The sequence below is a fragment of the Sulfitobacter sp. SK025 genome (assembly GCF_003352105.1).
GTDB classification, from domain to species: Bacteria; Pseudomonadota; Alphaproteobacteria; order Rhodobacterales; family Rhodobacteraceae; genus Sulfitobacter; species Sulfitobacter pontiacus.
The window spans coordinates 2,544,723-2,561,164 of record NZ_CP025808.1; the positions used below are offsets into that span (position 1 = coordinate 2,544,723).

At 62.4% G+C, this 16,442-nt stretch carries 17 protein-coding genes, 1 tRNA gene and 1 other RNA gene; 8 read left to right on the top strand and 11 right to left on the bottom strand.

The window, feature by feature from the left end:
- Positions 1–50: 50 nt before the first annotated feature.
- The 3 genes from C1J04_RS12300 to C1J04_RS12310 all read right to left on the bottom strand — a co-directional run bounded on the left by C1J04_RS12300 (position 51) and on the right by C1J04_RS12310 (position 3,243).
- Positions 51–1,016: a Gfo/Idh/MocA family protein gene (locus C1J04_RS12300; RefSeq protein WP_437129173.1), complete on the bottom strand. Its 966-nt coding sequence runs from the start codon at positions 1,014–1,016 to the stop codon at positions 51–53.
- A 129-nt stretch (positions 1,017–1,145) separates the two neighbouring features.
- Positions 1,146–2,042 carry an RNA polymerase sigma factor RpoH gene (rpoH, locus tag C1J04_RS12305; RefSeq protein WP_005849199.1) on the bottom strand — a complete coding sequence of 299 codons (897 nt, stop codon included), beginning with the start codon at positions 2,040–2,042 and terminating at the stop codon, positions 1,146–1,148.
- A 166-nt stretch (positions 2,043–2,208) separates the two neighbouring features.
- Positions 2,209–3,243 (bottom strand): RluA family pseudouridine synthase, encoded by a 1,035-nt coding sequence (locus C1J04_RS12310; protein WP_009825032.1) that lies wholly within the window; start codon positions 3,241–3,243, stop codon positions 2,209–2,211.
- Here C1J04_RS12310 and C1J04_RS12315 point away from each other — a divergent pair.
- On the top strand, positions 3,242–3,526 hold the full coding sequence (locus C1J04_RS12315) for a DUF6476 family protein (RefSeq protein WP_009825033.1): 285 nt from the start codon (positions 3,242–3,244) through the stop codon (positions 3,524–3,526). The genes C1J04_RS12310 and C1J04_RS12315 overlap by 2 nt on opposite strands.
- A gap of 92 nt (positions 3,527–3,618) precedes the next feature.
- Here C1J04_RS12315 and C1J04_RS12320 read toward each other — a convergent pair.
- A tRNA-His gene (locus C1J04_RS12320) sits at positions 3,619–3,695 on the bottom strand.
- 148 nt (positions 3,696–3,843) lie between these two features.
- On the opposite strand from C1J04_RS12320, the gene C1J04_RS12325 reads away from it, so the two are divergent.
- The gene (locus tag C1J04_RS12325) at positions 3,844–4,044 is read left to right on the top strand and encodes a DUF6324 family protein (RefSeq protein WP_005849205.1); all 201 of its coding nucleotides are present in this window, start codon (positions 3,844–3,846) and stop codon (positions 4,042–4,044) included.
- 95 nt (positions 4,045–4,139) lie between these two features.
- Here C1J04_RS12325 and C1J04_RS12330 read toward each other — a convergent pair whose 3' ends face one another.
- A complete protein-coding gene (locus tag C1J04_RS12330; RefSeq protein WP_009825034.1) occupies positions 4,140–4,607 on the bottom strand; it encodes an MmcB family DNA repair protein in 468 nt (155 codons plus the stop codon).
- Between the two features lie 93 nt (positions 4,608–4,700).
- Here C1J04_RS12330 and C1J04_RS12335 point away from each other — a divergent pair, with 93 nt between their 5' ends.
- From C1J04_RS12335 to ssrS, 3 genes are all read left to right on the top strand, one after another.
- Positions 4,701–6,029, top strand: coding sequence for a hypothetical protein (locus C1J04_RS12335; protein WP_009825035.1), 1,329 nt, complete (start codon positions 4,701–4,703; stop codon positions 6,027–6,029).
- The gene (locus C1J04_RS12340) at positions 6,026–6,793 is read left to right on the top strand and encodes a hypothetical protein (RefSeq protein WP_009825036.1); all 768 of its coding nucleotides are present in this window, start codon (positions 6,026–6,028) and stop codon (positions 6,791–6,793) included. Before C1J04_RS12335 ends, C1J04_RS12340 begins: the two co-directional genes overlap by 4 nt.
- A 47-nt stretch (positions 6,794–6,840) precedes the next feature.
- Positions 6,841–6,994, top strand: a non-coding RNA gene (gene ssrS / locus C1J04_RS19825) — 6S RNA.
- Positions 6,995–7,084: 90 nt separating this feature from the next.
- On the opposite strand, the gene nusB is transcribed toward ssrS, so the two are convergent.
- The 5 genes from nusB to C1J04_RS12365 form a co-directional block, all read right to left on the bottom strand.
- Complete coding sequence (gene nusB, locus C1J04_RS12345) at positions 7,085–7,564, bottom strand: transcription antitermination factor NusB (protein WP_009825037.1); 480 nt, start codon at positions 7,562–7,564, stop codon at positions 7,085–7,087.
- Positions 7,561–8,109: a 6,7-dimethyl-8-ribityllumazine synthase gene (locus C1J04_RS12350; protein ID WP_009825038.1), complete on the bottom strand. Its 549-nt coding sequence runs from the start codon at positions 8,107–8,109 to the stop codon at positions 7,561–7,563. The genes nusB and C1J04_RS12350 overlap by 4 nt, the downstream gene beginning before the upstream one ends.
- A 5-nt stretch (positions 8,110–8,114) precedes the next feature.
- Positions 8,115–9,239, bottom strand: coding sequence for a 3,4-dihydroxy-2-butanone-4-phosphate synthase (gene ribB / locus C1J04_RS12355; protein ID WP_114865375.1), 1,125 nt, complete (start codon positions 9,237–9,239; stop codon positions 8,115–8,117).
- A 136-nt stretch (positions 9,240–9,375) separates the two neighbouring features.
- Positions 9,376–9,945: a hypothetical protein gene (locus C1J04_RS12360; protein ID WP_064216609.1), complete on the bottom strand. Its 570-nt coding sequence runs from the start codon at positions 9,943–9,945 to the stop codon at positions 9,376–9,378.
- Positions 9,942–10,529 (bottom strand): riboflavin synthase, encoded by a 588-nt coding sequence (locus C1J04_RS12365; protein WP_009825041.1) that lies wholly within the window; start codon positions 10,527–10,529, stop codon positions 9,942–9,944. Before C1J04_RS12365 ends, C1J04_RS12360 begins: the two co-directional genes overlap by 4 nt.
- Positions 10,530–10,664: 135 nt before the next feature.
- On the opposite strand from C1J04_RS12365, the gene C1J04_RS12370 reads away from it, so the two are divergent.
- The 3 genes from C1J04_RS12370 to C1J04_RS12380 all read left to right on the top strand — a co-directional run bounded on the left by C1J04_RS12370 (position 10,665) and on the right by C1J04_RS12380 (position 15,256).
- Positions 10,665–11,957, top strand: coding sequence for a capsule biosynthesis protein (locus C1J04_RS12370; RefSeq protein ID WP_037953819.1), 1,293 nt, complete (start codon positions 10,665–10,667; stop codon positions 11,955–11,957).
- Positions 11,958–12,124: 167 nt separating this feature from the next.
- Positions 12,125–13,210: a polysaccharide biosynthesis/export family protein gene (locus C1J04_RS12375; RefSeq protein WP_005849224.1), complete on the top strand. Its 1,086-nt coding sequence runs from the start codon at positions 12,125–12,127 to the stop codon at positions 13,208–13,210.
- 9 nt (positions 13,211–13,219) lie between these two features.
- Positions 13,220–15,256 carry a capsular polysaccharide biosynthesis protein gene (locus C1J04_RS12380; protein ID WP_037953821.1) on the top strand — a complete coding sequence of 679 codons (2,037 nt, stop codon included), beginning with the start codon at positions 13,220–13,222 and terminating at the stop codon, positions 15,254–15,256.
- Between the two features lie 81 nt (positions 15,257–15,337).
- Here the strand turns inward: C1J04_RS12380 and ribD are convergent, their stop codons facing one another.
- Positions 15,338–16,441: a bifunctional diaminohydroxyphosphoribosylaminopyrimidine deaminase/5-amino-6-(5-phosphoribosylamino)uracil reductase RibD gene (ribD, locus tag C1J04_RS12385; RefSeq protein WP_009825044.1), complete on the bottom strand. Its 1,104-nt coding sequence runs from the start codon at positions 16,439–16,441 to the stop codon at positions 15,338–15,340.
- Between the last annotated feature and the right edge of the window lies 1 nt (position 16,442).

Sequence of the window (16,442 nt, forward strand, 5' to 3'; positions counted from 1 at the left end):
TCATCCCCCTTGCGTGTTACCCCTTATAGGTAGGGCGCAAGTGCAAAGGCTCAACCCCCGGCGGCAAAGGCCATATCCGTCATGCGTTGGGTGCCGCGGCTGAATTCAAGCGGACAGGGATAGGCCGCGCCCTCGGTCACTGACGCGCCAAAGTTTTCGACCTGTTGCACATAATGGTTCACGCCGGGGAAACGTTCGACGGTGGCGCTGTTTTGTGCGGTCTCGAGATGCAGCTCGGCTTGGGAATAGACCGTCGGGTTGAACGGGCAGGTCAGACGCAGGATACCTTTTTCGCCGTGGAGGATGACCTGCTGAAACGGGAACATGCGCATGGACACGGTTGCGGATAGGTCAAACCCGTCGAAGCGGGCCGCGACCTGCGCGAAGACATCGACATCGTTTTCATAGTCGATCTTGGCATGGGAGATCGCGGTCGGCTCTTGCCCCATGACGAAGCGGGTGCAGCCGAAGGCATATGTACCGATGTCCGGCAGCACGCCCCCACCAGCCTTGGGGTCGTTTCGGATGTTGCCGGTATCGTCGTTGAAGAACGAGAAGTTGACCGCCACGTGGCGCAGCCGACCCAGACTGCCCGATTGCACGATCTCTCGGGCGCGTATCCATTGGGGGTGATGGACGATCATAAAGGCTTCGGCCGCCAGCAGGCCCGTGGAATCGCGTGCGGAGATCAACTGATCATAGTCTTGCGCCTGCATCGCCATCGGCTTTTCGCATAGGACATGTTTGCCCGCCTTCAGCGCCTTGAGCGACCATTCCACATGCAAATGGTTGGGCAGCGGGATATAGACCGCGTCGATATCCGGATCGGCGAGCAGCGCCTCGTAGCTACTGTGCACTGCAAGCTGCGGGGCAAAGGCCTGAAAGGGCGCGGCTTTGTCAGGATGAGATGTGGCGAGGGCAATTAGTTCGGCCCCTTTCGCCGCGTGGATGGCCGGGGCCATCTGTTCTTGAGCGAATTGGGCAGCCCCGAGGATGCCCCAGCGTAGCGTTTTCATCGTCATCCCCTGATGTTTGGTGTCGCGCGACTGTAGGGGGAGCCGCGGCAGAGCATCAAGGGGCGCAGAAAAAATCCCCGCAAAGCGACGCGCCTTGCGGGGACCAATATTCTAAACCGTGGCTGGCGATCAGGCGGTGCCCATCAGACCTTTTTCACGGGCCAGATCACGCATGCGTTTTTGCAGTTTCTCAAAGGCACGTACCTCGATCTGGCGGATACGCTCGCGGCTGACGTCATACTGGCTGCTCAGATCTTCGAGCGTGACCGTTTGGTCCGACAAGCGGCGTTGAGTCAGGATGTCTTTCTCGCGGTCGTTTAGCACATCCAGCGCCTCTGCCAGCATCTCGCGGCGTGTTTCCAGTTCGTCCCGTTCCTCGTAGTCGGTGGCCTGGTCGGCGTCTTCGTCTTCCAGCCAGTCCTGCCACTGCATCGTCCCCTCGCCTTCGGAGCCGACCGTGGCGTTCAAGGACGCATCCCCGCCCGACATACGGCGGTTCATGGAGATGACTTCGGTTTCAGTCACACCAAGGTCCGTCGCGATACGTTTGACGTTGTCAGGGTGCAGGTCGCCTTCTTCCAGCGCGCCGATGCGGTTCTTGGCCTTGCGCAGATTGAAGAACAATTTCTTCTGGCCCGAGGTCGTGCCCAGTTTCACCAGCGACCAGGATCGCAGGATATATTCCTGGATCGAGGCGCGGATCCACCACATGGCGTAGGTCGCCAGACGGAAGCCTTTTTCGGGGTCGAAGCGTTTGACCGCCTGCATCAGGCCGACGTTGGCTTCTGAAATCACCTCTGCCTGCGGCAGACCGTAACCGCGGTAGCCCATGGCGATCTTGGCCGCCAAACGCAGGTGCGAGGTGACCATGCGATGCGCGGCTTCGGTGTCTTGCTCTTCGACCCACCGTTTGGCGAGCATGTATTCTTCTTCCGGCTCCAACAGGGGAAACTTGCGGATTTCCTGCATATAGCGGTTCAATCCGCCTTCCGGTGTTGGCGCTGGCAGATTTGCGTAATTAGCCATCTTTGTCCCTTTCCCCAATTTCCGGGGCCCATGTTATTTGGATTAACATAGATATGGAGAGGGCCCCGCTCCGTTTCAAGTGTCCAGCCTAACGCATGGGACGGTGAATTGGGCCCAATAATCCTTAAAAAACCGTTTTACTACAGGTCGATCACACAACTGTGCACTAGGGCAGGTCGTAGCCCAGGGCGCCGAGCAGGTCAGTCATATCGCCGGGCAGCGGCGCTTCGAAGCGAACGTAGTCGCCCGTGACCGGATGATCGAACCCCAATACCGCCGCATGCAGGGCCTGGCGCGGAAAGCTGCGCACCGCTTCGGCGGCGGCGTCCGAGACCGCGCCCTTTGCGAGCTTGCGTTTGCCACCGTAGGTCGGATCGCCCACCAATGCGTGACCGGCATGGGCCATATGCACCCTGATCTGATGGGTACGGCCGGTTTCAAGCCAGCATTCCATCAGCGCCAGAACCTCTGGATTACCAAGCCGAGCAACGGTGCGCGCACGGGTCACGGCGTGGCGGCCGCCCTGAAAGAACACGGCCTGACGCTGGCGGTCGGTACGGTGACGCGCCAGCTGCGTGGTGAGCTTGAGGATATTGCCCGGCTCGAAGCTGGCCCCCTTCACCCCCCGCAGGCGCGGATCGTTGGCATCCGGCACGCCGTAGACCAAGGCCTGATAATAGCGTTCAACGGTGTGTTTCTCAAACTGTTTGGCCAGCCCGTGGTGGGCTGCGTCAGACTTGGCGACAACCAGCAGACCCGAGGTATCCTTGTCGATCCGGTGCACGATGCCAGGGCGTTTCATGCCGCCCACCCCCGACAGGTCATCGCCGCAATGCGCCAGCAGCGCATTGACCAACGTCCCCGACGGGCTGCCCGGCGCAGGGTGAACCACCATGCCTGCGGGCTTGTTGATCACGATCAGATCCGCGTCTTCAAAGACGACCTCCAACGGGATTTCCTCGGCGAGGATATGACTGTCTTCGGCCTCTTCCACATCGACGGTGATCTGCTGCCCCGCTTCGGCGCGACTGCGCGGATCGGTTACCACTGTTCCGTCAACCTGCACGGCCCCTTGTTCCAGCAAACGCCCCAGTCGTGTACGCGACAGGTTCGCATCCTCTGGCACATCGCGCGCAAGCGCCTTATCAAGGCGAGGTGGCGGGCTGTCCGCGATGGTAAACGTAATTTGACGGTGCGACATGACTGATCCTTCCGAGCCCCCGAACATCAAATTCCTGCGGCGGCTGGTGACGGTGCTGACCGCCACAATGATTTTCGGCCTTCTAGTCGTGATCGGGCTACTTGTCATCCGGTTCTCGAACAAGAGCCCCGATTTACCGGCCTCTATCACCCTGCCCGACGGCGAAAAAGCGGTGACCTTCACCCAAGGCCCCGACTGGTTTGCTGTGGTGACACAGGAAGATGTGATTCTGATCTTTGACCGGATGACAGGCGAGCTGCGTCAGAGCGTCACGATCGAGTAACGCGCGCAACCTATGCGCCGCAGTGCCGAGGCAAGGCGCACAAATACATCACGCCGAACAGACATGTGGTCTAATTTTATTGAGGGGGGGAGTGGTACCACCTCCTGGTCTCGAACCAGGGACCTCCTGATCCACAATCAGGCGCTCTAACCAACTGAGCTAAGGCGGCACTGCGGTCGATCTAGCGTTCATGAAAAAGGAATGCAAGCACATATCCGTCGCAAACTTCGATTTGTACTGTCTCAAGTGAGAATGGCAAAACTTGCCATTTCTAGCGCCGCAGGGTACGGGATCTGACACAGTTTCGGAGAAACCTCATGGGCATCGACACAGAACGCGACATTGAAGCCAACCTGCAAATCGGGCCAACCGATAAGGGCATGGTGCGGCTGTTCATCGAAGCGGAAGGCGGGATCGAGATCCCGATGGATTTCACCACGGATGAAGCCGTTGAAATCGCGGAAGAGATTATGGCCGCAGCCCATCGTGCGGGCAAAGCTGGCAAGAACAAGCGCTAAGGCACGTTGCCCGGTTGGGATGGGGGGGGCCAGCCCCCGCCGCGCCTTTGCGCGGCACCCCCCGGGATATTTTCCATTTGGAATATTGATGTACCCTAGCCCCACTGCGGCATGGCATGCGGGTCGCGCAGCATATGCAGCCTGCGCGCGGCATGGGTGGCAAAGAGATGGGTCATCTTTTTGCGACGCGCGGCAGCCAGTCGGGTTTCCGGTCCCATGCGCACGAGCTCTGCCCCGTAGCTGTCGCCGATAAACAGGCCGGTGTCTTCGGGCAGCAGGTCGACGTCGAAATCCGCATCCACCGCCCAAAAGAACCTGTCGGCCCATTCGAGGTACCCGTCCCATTTGCTGTCGGACATGAAATCGGCACGGCTGGATTTGCATTCGACGATCCAGATCTCCCCCTTGGGACCAAGCGCCATGACATCCACCCGCAGGCCGCGTGTCGGCACCAGTTCCTCAACGCTCGCGAAACCGAGTGCGGCAAGCTGGCGGGTCACACCACGGGCAATCAACTGTCCGGGTTGCAAGGTCGGGGCGGTCATCAGGTCAGTCTGGGTCATGGAGGCAATATGAACAATTCATGAACATCAGGCAAGCGCTTGGTAATCCGCAGCGCGCAACCTATCTAGTTCAAAAGAAAACAGGGTGGGCATATGGCGCGCGACGGCGAAAACTCGACACATCAACAGCGCGGCATCCGCTATGCCCGCGAACTCGAAGGGCATCTGGGCTGGCTCGATACGTTTTCGGGCACAGCGCTTGGGGTGCTGGCGGTGGCGTCGGGCATCTACACCTATCTTGGGGTGTCGTCCTTGCTGGATGACAACGGGGCGATGTCGGCCTTTGCCGCGATCGCCTATTCCGCTGCTGTTTCCGTGGGCATCTTTGTGTTCTGGTCCTATATGCTGCGCCTGTTTCCGGCGGTGCGCAGCGCCCGTGCGCGGGTTGGGCTGTTGGGGGCCATGTCGCTGGGAAGCGTCGCGATCATCGCGATGTCGAGTTGGCTGAACGCCGCCGCCCTTGCCGGATCCGCTGCGGTGGAACAGCATCTGGCCGAGACCGTGCAGGATTACCAAGGCTCGTTGGAGCGCGCGCATGAGATCACCCTTTCCGCCCAAGGCTTGGAGCGTGACGTTGCCCGTGTTCGTCAAAGTTTCGAGGATCTGAGCGAACAGGAGGCCACGGGCGGGCTGTCGGGCTTGGCGGGGCGTGGTGCCGTGTTCCGCGTGCTGCGACAGAAATCGGCAGAGCTGTCGGGGCTGGAGGCGCAGATCGCCACCCAGACCCCGCTGGTCAATGACGCCTTTGTCGAGGGCAACCAGATTCTCAGCCGGATGCGCGCGCTGACGGTCGAACCCGGTCCGGTGGAAGCGCGATCGGTCGAATTTTCCGAACAGGCGGTACGGCTTGCCGGGTTGATCACGCGCTTGCGGCAACTGTCAGTCGCCCCGCTGGTCGAGCGCGCCGCGCAGGATCTGTCGGCCTCTGTCGTGCTGCCCGAACTGGATGGCAGCAGTGTCGAGGTGCGGGGCAATCAGGCCTCGACCATCAGTGCCGTGCTTGAGGTTCTGGCCCAACGTGCCGCCACACTGGAGCGTGCAGCCCAAGACGTGCTGGCCATGGCCCCGCCAACAGAGACGACCTACACCCCGATTTCCAGCGCCGATGCGGTGATCAAATACGCGCGCAACTTCGTGCCCTCTTGGGCTGGCGCGATTGCCATTGATCTGTTGCCCGCCGTGCTGGTCTTCATTCTCGCCATCACCCAAGGCGCGATCCGCGAAGGTCGCGAGGGCAGCGCGATCGAGGAAACACTCACCCTTGCCGAACTGCGGGCCGCGGTGCTGGCGATGCGTGACATGGATGCGGCGATGAAGGGCACATCTGTTGAAGAGGACGCGCATGATGACCGCGATGACATTGCGCCCCATGATATCGTGACCGAGAATCCTGCCCTTAGCACGCCTTCGAAAACCACATGAAACTGCGACGTGATCCTTCCAAACGCCCACCCGTGGCACGGGTTCTGGGCGGCGTTCTGATCTTTCAGCTGGGGTTGGCGGGGCTGCTTTTTTGGGGCGATCTGGACGAGGGGCTGCGCCTGCCCGGCTTTGGCCCGCGAGCCCCGGGGCTGACCGAACCCACGCGCCCCGGCGACCAGACCCGCCGGTTTCAACCCGACCGCGCCCGCCCCGGCGGCCGCCCCATGCCGGACACGCCCCTGCCCGAACGGCTGACCCTGACCGTGGTCGAAGGCGGCACGCGCGTGCTGCTGGAAGGGGGCATCATGGCGGGTGATGCCGAACGCATCGAGAAACAGATCACCGCGCTTGATCCCCAACCCGAGGGCGTGATCCTGAATTCGCCCGGTGGGTCAGTCAGCGACGCGCTGCGTCTGGGGCGGTATCTGCGGGATGCTGGGCTCACGACCGCCTTGCGCAGCGGCGATATCTGCTATTCCGCCTGCCCCTATCTATTGGCCGCAGGCACCAGCCGCGACGTGCCAGAGGACGCCTCTGTCGGGGTACACCAGCATTTTTTCGGTGAAAGCACCCTGCTCCCCGCGTTTGTCGCGGTGGAGGACATCCAGCGCGGCCAAGGCGAGGTCATGACCTATCTGGATCAGATGGGCATCGACCCGCTGGTCATGCAGCACGCGCTGGTCACGCCGCCCGATGAAATCTATCTGCTGTTGCCAGAAGAGCTGACCCGCTACCGCTTTGTCGAAAACACCGAGCCAAGCTAGAATACCCCTTGTCGCAGGCTATGGTCGCGCCTACTTAACGGGGGTGACGGGTTCTGCCCTGTTTGTAAAAGTTACATTCCAGTGGCCTTAAGCAAATCCGAGGGAGCTGGCTCTGTTCGAGCCCTGGTTCGTTTATCTGGCGCCCACCTGTACATACAGGTCCTCGGGAATATAGAACAGAACGGCAGCGGTGGTCCCGTCACACTTTCCCGACAATATCAGCCCGAAAATATCAGCTCTTTCGCTGGTCCGTCGCTGCCGACCAAAGACGATGATCTGAGCCTGTCCGGCTCAGAACTCTTCCGGACGGGCTTCGCGGGCCATATGATCCAGAACGGCGTTCACGAACTTCGGCTCGTCGCCCCCCTCAAAGAATGCACGGGCCACGTCGACATATTCGTTGATCACAACCCGCGGCGGCGTTTCCTGCGCGCGCAGCTCGGCACCGGCGGCGCGGAACAGGGCACGCAAAGTAGGGTCGATCCGCGCGATGGCCCATTTAGCCACCAGCGCACGGTCGGTCATCTGGTCAATCGCCGCCTGATAGTTCACCGCCGTCTCAAGCAGGTCTGCAAAATGCCGGATGTCACCATCGATCATTTCCTGACCGTCGTAAGTGGCGCCAAAGCGATGCTCAAGGAACTCCTTGCGCACGGTGTCAAAGCTTTGCGAGGAATGCTCCATCTGGAACAGGGCCTGCACGGCATAAAGCCGCGAAGCTGATTTCATCTTGCGTTTTTGATTGCCCGAAAGGCCGGCGGAGGATGTCATGCTGTCTTGGGTCCGTCATTGTCGCCCGCCATCAGATATTCATCCGAGCGCGGCTTGAAACCGATGTCTTTGCGAATGTCGCCCCACTTACGGCTCAGCGCGATCAGATGCAAGGCCGCAGCTGCCGCACCGCCCCCCTTGTTTTGCCCCGCCGGATCAGCGCGCACGGCGGCCTGTTCGTGGTTCTCGACGGTCAGGATGCCGTTGCCGATACAGATGCCCTGCAACCCCATCAGCTGCAAGGCGCGGCTGCTGTCGTTGCACACCGTCTCGTAATGCGTCGTCTCGCCGCGGATGACACAGCCAAGCGCCACGTAGCCGTCAAAATTGCTCTTGCGGTCAGAGATGCCGATGGCGGTCGGGATTTCCAGCGCGCCGGGCATTTCTACCACGTCCCATTCAGCCCCGGCGGCCTCGAGCTCTGCCTTGGCGCCTTTCAGCAAGCCCTCGGCGATGTCCGAGTAATAGGGCGAAATGACGATCAGAACCTTAACCGGCGTGTCAAAGCGCGGCGTGGTCAGCGTCGTATGATTTCCAGCAGCCATTGCATTTACTCCTGCGTGATGGGGCGCGTGCCCACGATGCTAAGGTCATAGGCGTCCAGCCCCAGATAGCGCGTATCGGGGTTATCCGTCAGCAAAATCAGCTTGTGCAACCCAAGGCTCGCCATGATCTGCGAGCCAAGTCCGGTACGTTTGACGGTACGGGGGCGATCATCCTCTTCGTCCTCGAAACGCAACCGCGGGTCGGGATCGCGGAACAACAGCACCGCGCCACGGCCTTCGTCCGCGATGATCTGCATCGCGCGTGGCAATTCGTCGGCGGGGCTTGGCCCGAGGCCGAGGATATCCTCAAGCGCGTTGATCGCATGGGTGCGAACCAGAACCGGAGCCTCCGTCGTGATGTCGCCCTTGGACAGGACCACATGATCGGTGCCGCTGATCTCGTCGGTGAAAATCTGCATCTTCCAGTCACCCCCATAGGCAGAGGTCACGGTGCGGCTGTCGCGCTCCACCAGCAGATTGTCATGCTTGTGGCGATAGGCGATCAGATCGCTGATCGTGCCGATCTTCATGTCGTGCTGCTGACAGAATGCAACCAGATCCGGCAGGCGGGCCATGGTGCCGTCTTCCTTCATGATCTCGCAGATCACACCGGAGGGATGCAGCCCCGCAAGACGCGAGATATCGACGGCAGCCTCGGTGTGGCCCGCGCGGACCAGGACACCGCCATCGCGTGCGCGCAGCGGAAACACATGCCCCGGCGTGGCGATATCCACCGCGCCTTTATCCTCGTCGATGGCGACCTTGACGGTCAGCGCACGGTCGGCGGCGGAAATACCGGTGGTCACCCCCTCACGCGCTTCGATCGATACGGTAAAGGCCGTCTCGTGGCGGGCAGAGTTATTCACCGCCATCATCGGCAGACCCAGCGTGTTGACCCGTTCCTCGGTCATCGGCAGGCAGATCAGCCCGCGCCCGTGGGTGGCCATAAAGTTGATCGCATCCGCATCCGCGAACTGCGCGGGGATTACCAGATCGCCTTCGTTCTCGCGGTCTTCGTGGTCGACCAGCACGAACATGCGACCCTGACGGGCCTCTTCGATGATCTCTTCGATGGGCGCGATGGCATCCGCCAATTCAGCCTCGACCGGTCCGGGCGTTTCAAATTGCATGGGGTCACCTCAATCGTTGTTGCATTGGCACATACCCCACCCCACGCGCCTTTGCCAGAGCAGGGCCGCCCCCCTCCCTGCTTCATTTTGCCAAATAAACTCAATTCCGCACCGTCACCGCGCGCGGCGGTCCGCGTTAAGCGCCGAAATAGCGCGCGGCCTCCACATAGCCCGCCGCCTTGCTTGCAGTGGCCCAGTCCCGTTCCAATCCGGTGTCGCCGATGATCAGCACCTGATCGCCGACCAGTTTGCGCCCTTGAACCACCTGCCCCAGATGATCGCGCATCGCGCTCCAGCTGTCGGTGAACTTGGGGGCCTCGGCCACATGGTCCAGCACGGGATTCGCCTGTGCCACACTGTCGGGCCGCAGCGGGCGATGTACCAGCGCCAGCTTTTGGGCGCGCTGCACCTTGTCCAGCACCTCGGCCTCGCGCAGGGGGATATGCGGTGCCCCCGCACGGACCACCCGCAGCGCATTGGACGAGAACAGCAGCGCCAGAATATCGCGCCCCGTGGCCTGACGGATCGCGGCATAGGCCTTGTAGTCCAACCCCAGCTCGCGGGCGCGCGCCACGCGCATCTTGACCACCATCAGCGGGATCGCTGAAGGCATCGCCGCCTCGCGGGCCTTTTGCCACTGGAAAGCGCGCCATTTCTGGCCGCGCTCAAGGCTGGGGCCCTGATTATGTCCGATCCCCGCGATCATGACATTTCCGCCAGCCGCGCAACATAGCGGGCCAATGTGTCGATCTCTAGGTTGATGCGGTCCCCGATAGCGACATCACCCCATGTGGTCACCTCTTTGGTGTGGGGGATAAAGTTGATGCCGAAATCGCAGCCGTCGACCTCGTTCACGGTCAGCGAGGTGCCGTTCAGCGCGACAGAGCCTTTGGGGGCAATGAAACGCGCCAGATCCTCGGGCGCGCGCAGGGTCACGCGGGTGCTGTCGCCCTCGTCGCGCAGCGCCACCACTTCGGCCACGCCATCGACATGGCCCGACACGATGTGCCCACCCAATTCGTCCCCGACCTTCAGCGCGCGTTCAAGGTTCAGACGGCGTCCGACCTCCCATGCGCCAAGGTTGGTCTTGTCCACGGTCTCGGCGCTGATCTGCACCTCGTACCAATCGGCCCCCAGATCCACCACGGTCAGGCACACGCCATCACTGGCGATAGAGGCCCCCATGTCGATGCCGCTGGTATCATAGCCCGTTTCGATCCGCGCGCGCAGGTCGCCTTGCTGTTCAAGCTTGGTGATCTTTCCGATGTCCGTGATAATGCCTGTAAACATGCGCCTGCCTCTTCTATACTGGTCGCTACCGAAGTAGACCTCTGCCCGCAGCATGACAAGTCCACAGACACGCCACATTTTCGCCGGTATCCGGTGTTTGTCTGCCCGATGACCAAGATAAACCGAAAGCAACCGATGAACGCCGCAGCACCCCGTGAACGGGTCTTCCTTTTCCTGCAAGGGCCGCATGGCCCCTTCTTCAACCGTCTGGGCAAGATGCTCCGTCTGGCGGGGGCGCAGGTCTGGCGTGTGGGGTTCAACGCAGGCGATCGGGCCTTCTGGTTCCACCCGCGCAGCTATATCCCGTTCCGCGGCACGGCTGACACGTGGAAAGACACCTTTGTTGCGCTGCTCGCCGACAAGGGTGTCACAGATATCGTGCTTTATGGCGACACCCGCCCGATCCACGCCCAAGCCGTGGCCGAGGCCAAGGCCCGCGGCCTGACCGTGCATGTCTTTGAAGAAGGCTACATGCGCCCCTATTGGGTCACCTATGAACGCGGCGGGTCCAACGGCAATTCCCGGCTGATGGACATGTCCATCGAACAAATGCAGGCAGCACTGGCCAATTCGGATATGGAGGCTCCCCTCCCCCCCGGTCATTGGGGCGATATGCGCCAGCATGTGTTCTATGGCGCGCTCTATCACTGGTTTGTGCTGTTCCGGAACGGCGACTACCGTAACTTCCGCCCGCATCGGAGCTTGCCGGTGACCAAGGAGTTCAAGCTGTACCTCAAGCGGCTGCTGCTGATGCCCGCGCTGGCGCTGGACCGGCTGATCGCAACGCTGCGTATTCGGCTGGGCGGCTTCCCCTACCATCTGGCGCTGCTGCAACTGGAGCACGACAGCTCGTTCCAGGAACACTCCCCCTTCGAGACGATGACCGATTTCCTGACCGTGGTGCTGGAAGGTTTCGCCAAGGGCGCGCCGCGTCACCATCATCTTGTTGTGAAGGCCCATCCGCTGGAAGACGGCCGCGCGCCTCTGCGCCGCGTGGTCAAACAGGTGGCGCGGGATCTGGGTGTCGCAGACCGGGTGCATTTCGTGCGCGGCGGCAAGCTGGCGCAGCTGCTCAACGATGCCCGCACGGCCGTTACTGTGAACTCCACCGCCGGTCAGCAGGTGCTGTGGCGCGGAATTCCGCTCAAGGTGTTTGGCAGCGCCGTCTATGCGAAACCCGAATTCGTCTCGGACCAGCCGCTGGCGCAATTCTTTGCCGCCGCCTCGCGCCCCGATAACAAAGCCTACAAGGATTATCGCCGGTATTTGCTGGAAACCTCGCAGGTGCCGGGCGGATTTTATGCGGCACGCGCGCGCACACAGTTGATGCGGCAAGTGGTCGATATGATGCTTGCCCCCGAAGACCCCTACGACGCGCTAGAGCTGGGAACCGCGGCACCAAGGCAACAGTTGCGGGCCGTCACCTGAGCGTTTTTCGCCCCGACAGTAGCTTTTCGATCCGATCTGCGCTAAGCCGATGATAATTACGCCGAAAAAATCGGCGAATTCGAGGCAGAACAAGAACAGGTCGAGGAGACCGGGCAGTGAAATCCGTACCCTTCCGGTGGGCGCGTCCCATCGCATTACTTGCGGCTATGGCCGTGGTATCTTCATGTGGCCTTCCGCAGGTTGGCCCGAACAAACGTCAGATCTTTGCCGGATCGGTCCAGAAGGAAGGCGACGCGTTTGTTGTCGCCGTCAACGACCGTGTGACCCGCGCCACCGCCGTCGCCCCCGCGCTTGGCTTTAGCCCGGGGTTCATCAACGCCGGTCAGCTTGGGTCGGATACGATCAACCCCGGTGATACGCTAGGGCTGACGATCTGGGAAAACGTCGATGATGGCTTGCTGGCGGCCCAAGGGGCCAACGCCACCGTGCTGGAAGAAGTGCAGGTCGACGGATCGGGGTTCATCTTTGTGCCCTACGCGGGCCGGATCAAGGCCGCTGGCAATTCCCCCGAAGCGATCCGCCGCATCATCACCAACAAACTGTCCGAACAAACGCCGGACCCACAAGTTCAGGTGCGCCGTCTGGCCGGTGACGGGGCGACCGTGTCGCTTGTCGGCTCTGTCGGTGCGCAGGGTGTCTATGCGATTGAACGCCCCACGCGCACGCTTGCCACCATGCTGGCGCGTGCCGGTGGTGTGACCATCACCCCCCAGATCGCGCAGGTCACCGTGCTGCGTGGCAATCAGCGGGGCAAAATCTGGCTTGAAGATCTTTACAGCCACCCAGAGCTCGACATCGCCCTGCGCGGCGGGGATCGCATCCTGATCGAGGAAGACACACGGTCCTTTGTGGCCCTTGGTGCCACCGGCGCGCAGCAGAAAGTCCCGTTCGAGACCAAGAACCTGTCGGCGCTTGAAGGCATCGCACAGGTCGGCGGCCTGAACGCGGGCACCGCTGACCCGACAGGTGTTTTCGTCTTCCGCAACGAACCCGAAGCGGTCGTGGCACAGGTTCTGGGCCGCAATGACCTGCAAGGCGCACAGCGCATGGTCTATGTGCTTGATCTGACCAAGCCCAACGGCATGTTCATGGCCCGCGATTTCGTGATCCGTGATGGTGATACGCTCTACGTCACCGAAGCCCCCTTCACCCAATGGAGCAAGGTCATCTCCTCGATCACGGGGTCGGCCAGCTCGGTCAACAACCTGTCGTCGCTCGCGTCGAGCAACTGATCTAGACCGATGGCTTTAGGGCCTGAAATATACGACACACCCGCCGCCGGTTCCCCACGGGACCGGCGGCTTTTTGTGTTTAACGGCGGCTTTGTCACCAACCGACGGGTGCGGCGCATCTTGCAGCTGTCGGGCTATAGCCTGCATCTGGGCATGCCGCGCGACGGGGATGCCATCGCTGTCTGGGGCAATGCAGGCACCGCGCATCGTGGGTTGGCCGTTGCAACAAAAAAAGGGCTGCCCGTTGTCCGCGTCGAAGACGCGATGCTGCGGTCGCTGTTTCCCGGTCGCGCAGGCGAGCCGCCGCTGGGGCTGCTGGTCGATCACAAGGGGCTGCATTTCGATCCGGCACAGCCCTCCGAGCTTGAGGACATCCTGACCAGCCACCCGCTGGATGACACGGCTTTGCTGGACCGTGCGCGCGGTGCCATCCACCGCATCACGGAGGCGCATCTGACCAAATACAGCGGGTTCGACACCGCGCACCCCGCACCGGATCCCGGCTATGTGTTGGTGATCGACCAGACCTTGGGAGATGCGTCGGTCGCGGCCTCGGGCGCGGACCGGTCGCGGTTCCTTGAGATGCTGGTTTTTGCCCAGCAAGAGAACCCCGGCGCGCGGATCATCATCAAGACCCATCCCGAAACCGCAAAGGGCTATCGCAGCGGTCATTTCGGGCCTCAGGACGCCAACGACCGCATCACCCTGCTGACCGCCCCCATCAGCCCCTGGCCCCTGTTTGAAGGGGCCGTGCGTGTCTATACCGTGTCTTCGCAAATGGGGTTCGAGGCGATCTTTGCAGGCCACAAGCCCCGGGTCTTCGGGCAGCCCTTCTATGCGGGCTGGGGCCTGACCGAAGACGAATTCCCCGTGCAGCGGCGGCAACGCGTGCTGACCCGTGCGCAACTTTTTGCAGGAGCGATGATCCTTTATCCAAAATGGTACGATCCGCACCGTGACTGCCTGTGTGATCTGGAAACCGTGATAGAGGCGATGGCCGCGCAGACCCGGGCCTGGCGCGAAGACCACCGGGGCTGGGTCGCCTCTGACATGCGCCTGTGGAAACGTCAGCCCTTGCAGCGTTTCTTTGGCTGCTGGTCGCCGGTGACCTACCAGAATGACCCAAAGGCCGCCCGCGCCACGGGCAAGCCCTGGATGGTCTGGGCCTCGAAAGCGACGCAGGCCCATGCCGGTGCCCTGCGGGTCGAAGACGGTTTCCTGCGCTCGCGCGGATTGGGGGCCGATCTGGTGCCGCCCCTGTCGCTGGTCTGCGATGATCTGGGTATCTACTATGACCCGCGCAGCCCCAGCCGGCTGGAACAGCTGATCACGTCGCGCTCCAAAATGCGCCCCGACCAGTCGCGCCGCGCGGCACGGTTGATTGCGGCGCTGCGCAACGCGGGGCTGAGCAAGTATAACCTTGGCGGCGGTGGCGATCTGGACGCCCTGCCCGCCGGACGGCGCATTCTGGTACCGGGTCAGGTGGAGGACGACGCCTCCATCCGTGCGGGCACCGATGCGGTATCCACCAATCTGGCCCTGCTACAAGCCGCGCGCGCCGCGCATCCCGACGCCGTGATCCTGTACAAGCCCCATCCAGATGTAGATGCGGGTCTGCGCCTTGGCGCGATAGACGCAGGCGGGCTGGCGGACCGTGTGCTGCCCGATGCCGACCCCATCGCCCTGCTGGCGCATGTGGATGAGGTTTGGACCATGACATCGCTGCTGGGGTTCGAGGCCCTGCTGCGCGGCGTCAAGGTGGTGACCTTAGGTGCCCCCTTCTACGCGGGCTGGGGGCTGACCGAAGACCGCGGCGATATCCCGGCGCGGCGAAGGGCCGAGGTGAGCATCGAAGGTTTGGCCCATGCCGCCCTGATAGATTATCCACGGTACTTTGACCCGCGCAGCGGCACCGCCTGCCCGGTCGAGGTCGTGGTGGAGCGGTTGGCTTCGGGTGATCTGCCGCGGCGCGGGGTGGCGAACCGGGTGCTGGCGAAGCTGCAGGGCGTGTTTGCCACACAGGCGCATTTGTGGCGTCGGCGATAGTACAGCGGGGCAAGCCCATGTGCAGTTCAGATGCGGGGGCCAGCCCCCGCGCCCCCGGGATTTTAAGCCATTTGGCAGGGGTTAGGCGGGCGTGTTGCTGCGGCTCCAGATGTGGAGGAGGTCGGGGCCGATGCGCGAAGTTTCGGTCAGGGTGAAGCGCGGGGCCTGTGCCAGACGTTGAAGCTGCAGCGGCGCGATGGCGGGCAAGCCGTCCGCGCCAAGGGCCAGACCCGCCGTAAACCCGACGAGTTGATCCACGAGATCCGCCTTTAGCAGCGTCGCAGCTAGTCCGCCGCCGCCCTCGCAGAAGATGCGTGTCAGACCGTGGCGGCCAAGCTGCTGGAGCATGTCATCGGCGTCGATCTGGCCCATCTTTGGTGCGCAAGAGATCAGCGTCGCGCCAAGGCTTTCCCAGGTCCCGATCAGCTCTGCCGGGGCCTTGGGGCCGTGGCAAAGGATCAGGGGGATGTCATTGGCGGTTCTGGCGAGCGCGCCATTCAGGGGGATGTCCAGCCCGTTCGACACAACGATCCGTGTCGGCTGGCGCGTGGTGCCGAGGTCGCGCACGGTCAGGCTGGGATCATCCTGCCGCGCCGTGCCACCGCCCACCATGACCGCGTCATGGCGGCTGCGCATGGCATGGACCACGCGGCGGGCGGGCGGGGCTGTGATCCACTGACTTTCGCCCGACGCGGTGGCAATCCGACCGTCAAAGCTGTTCGCGAGTTTGAGCGTCACCATCGGACGGCCTTCGTCGACACGCAGGAAAAAGCCCAAGTGATCCGCGCGGGCTTCATCCTCGAGCACGCCTACGTCAACGATAATGCCCGCCGCACGGAGGATCGCAATGCCCTTGCCGCTGACGCGTGGATCCCTGTCGGTGCAGGCGATCACCACGCGCGCAGGCTTGGCGGCGACAAGAGCATCGGCGCAGGGCGGCGTCTTGCCGGTATGGGCGCAGGGTTCGAGGGTGACATAGACCGTCGCCCCCTGTGCCGCAGGCCCGGCCTGACGCAGCGCTTGGGGTTCCGCATGGGGCCTGCCGCCCGGCTGGGTCCAGCCACGCCCGACAATGCGGCCTTGTTGCACAATGACGCAGCCCACGGCAGGATTGGGCCAGACAGCCCCCTGCCCGCGCCGGCCCAGCGACAAGGCCAGCGCCATAAAGCGCGCGTCGTCAGACATG

What these genes read in the sequence shown, in the direction of transcription:
- C1J04_RS12380 (WP_037953821.1), top strand. Translation starts at nt 13,220, where the DNA reads ATGGCTTTAGGGCCTGAAATATACGACACACCCGCCGCCGGTTCCCCA.
- C1J04_RS12340 (WP_009825036.1), top strand. Translation starts at nt 6,026, where the DNA reads ATGAAACTGCGACGTGATCCTTCCAAACGCCCACCCGTGGCACGGGTT.
- nusB (WP_009825037.1), bottom strand. Translation starts at nt 7,564, where the DNA reads ATGACATCCTCCGCCGGCCTTTCGGGCAATCAAAAACGCAAGATGAAA.
- ribB (WP_114865375.1), bottom strand. Translation starts at nt 9,239, where the DNA reads ATGCAATTTGAAACGCCCGGACCGGTCGAGGCTGAATTGGCGGATGCC.
- rpoH (WP_005849199.1), bottom strand. Translation starts at nt 2,042, where the DNA reads ATGGCTAATTACGCAAATCTGCCAGCGCCAACACCGGAAGGCGGATTG.
- C1J04_RS12325 (WP_005849205.1), top strand. Translation starts at nt 3,844, where the DNA reads ATGGGCATCGACACAGAACGCGACATTGAAGCCAACCTGCAAATCGGG.
- C1J04_RS12300 (WP_437129173.1), bottom strand. Translation starts at nt 1,016, where the DNA reads ATGAAAACGCTACGCTGGGGCATCCTCGGGGCTGCCCAATTCGCTCAA.
- C1J04_RS12330 (WP_009825034.1), bottom strand. Translation starts at nt 4,607, where the DNA reads ATGACCCAGACTGACCTGATGACCGCCCCGACCTTGCAACCCGGACAG.
- C1J04_RS12335 (WP_009825035.1), top strand. Translation starts at nt 4,701, where the DNA reads ATGGCGCGCGACGGCGAAAACTCGACACATCAACAGCGCGGCATCCGC.
- ribD (WP_009825044.1), bottom strand. Translation starts at nt 16,441, where the DNA reads ATGTCTGACGACGCGCGCTTTATGGCGCTGGCCTTGTCGCTGGGCCGG.
- C1J04_RS12375 (WP_005849224.1), top strand. Translation starts at nt 12,125, where the DNA reads ATGGCCGTGGTATCTTCATGTGGCCTTCCGCAGGTTGGCCCGAACAAA.
- C1J04_RS12365 (WP_009825041.1), bottom strand. Translation starts at nt 10,529, where the DNA reads ATGTTTACAGGCATTATCACGGACATCGGAAAGATCACCAAGCTTGAA.
- C1J04_RS12360 (WP_064216609.1), bottom strand. Translation starts at nt 9,945, where the DNA reads ATGATCGCGGGGATCGGACATAATCAGGGCCCCAGCCTTGAGCGCGGC.
- C1J04_RS12370 (WP_037953819.1), top strand. Translation starts at nt 10,665, where the DNA reads ATGAACGCCGCAGCACCCCGTGAACGGGTCTTCCTTTTCCTGCAAGGG.
- C1J04_RS12350 (WP_009825038.1), bottom strand. Translation starts at nt 8,109, where the DNA reads ATGGCTGCTGGAAATCATACGACGCTGACCACGCCGCGCTTTGACACG.
- C1J04_RS12315 (WP_009825033.1), top strand. Translation starts at nt 3,242, where the DNA reads ATGACTGATCCTTCCGAGCCCCCGAACATCAAATTCCTGCGGCGGCTG.
- C1J04_RS12310 (WP_009825032.1), bottom strand. Translation starts at nt 3,243, where the DNA reads ATGTCGCACCGTCAAATTACGTTTACCATCGCGGACAGCCCGCCACCT.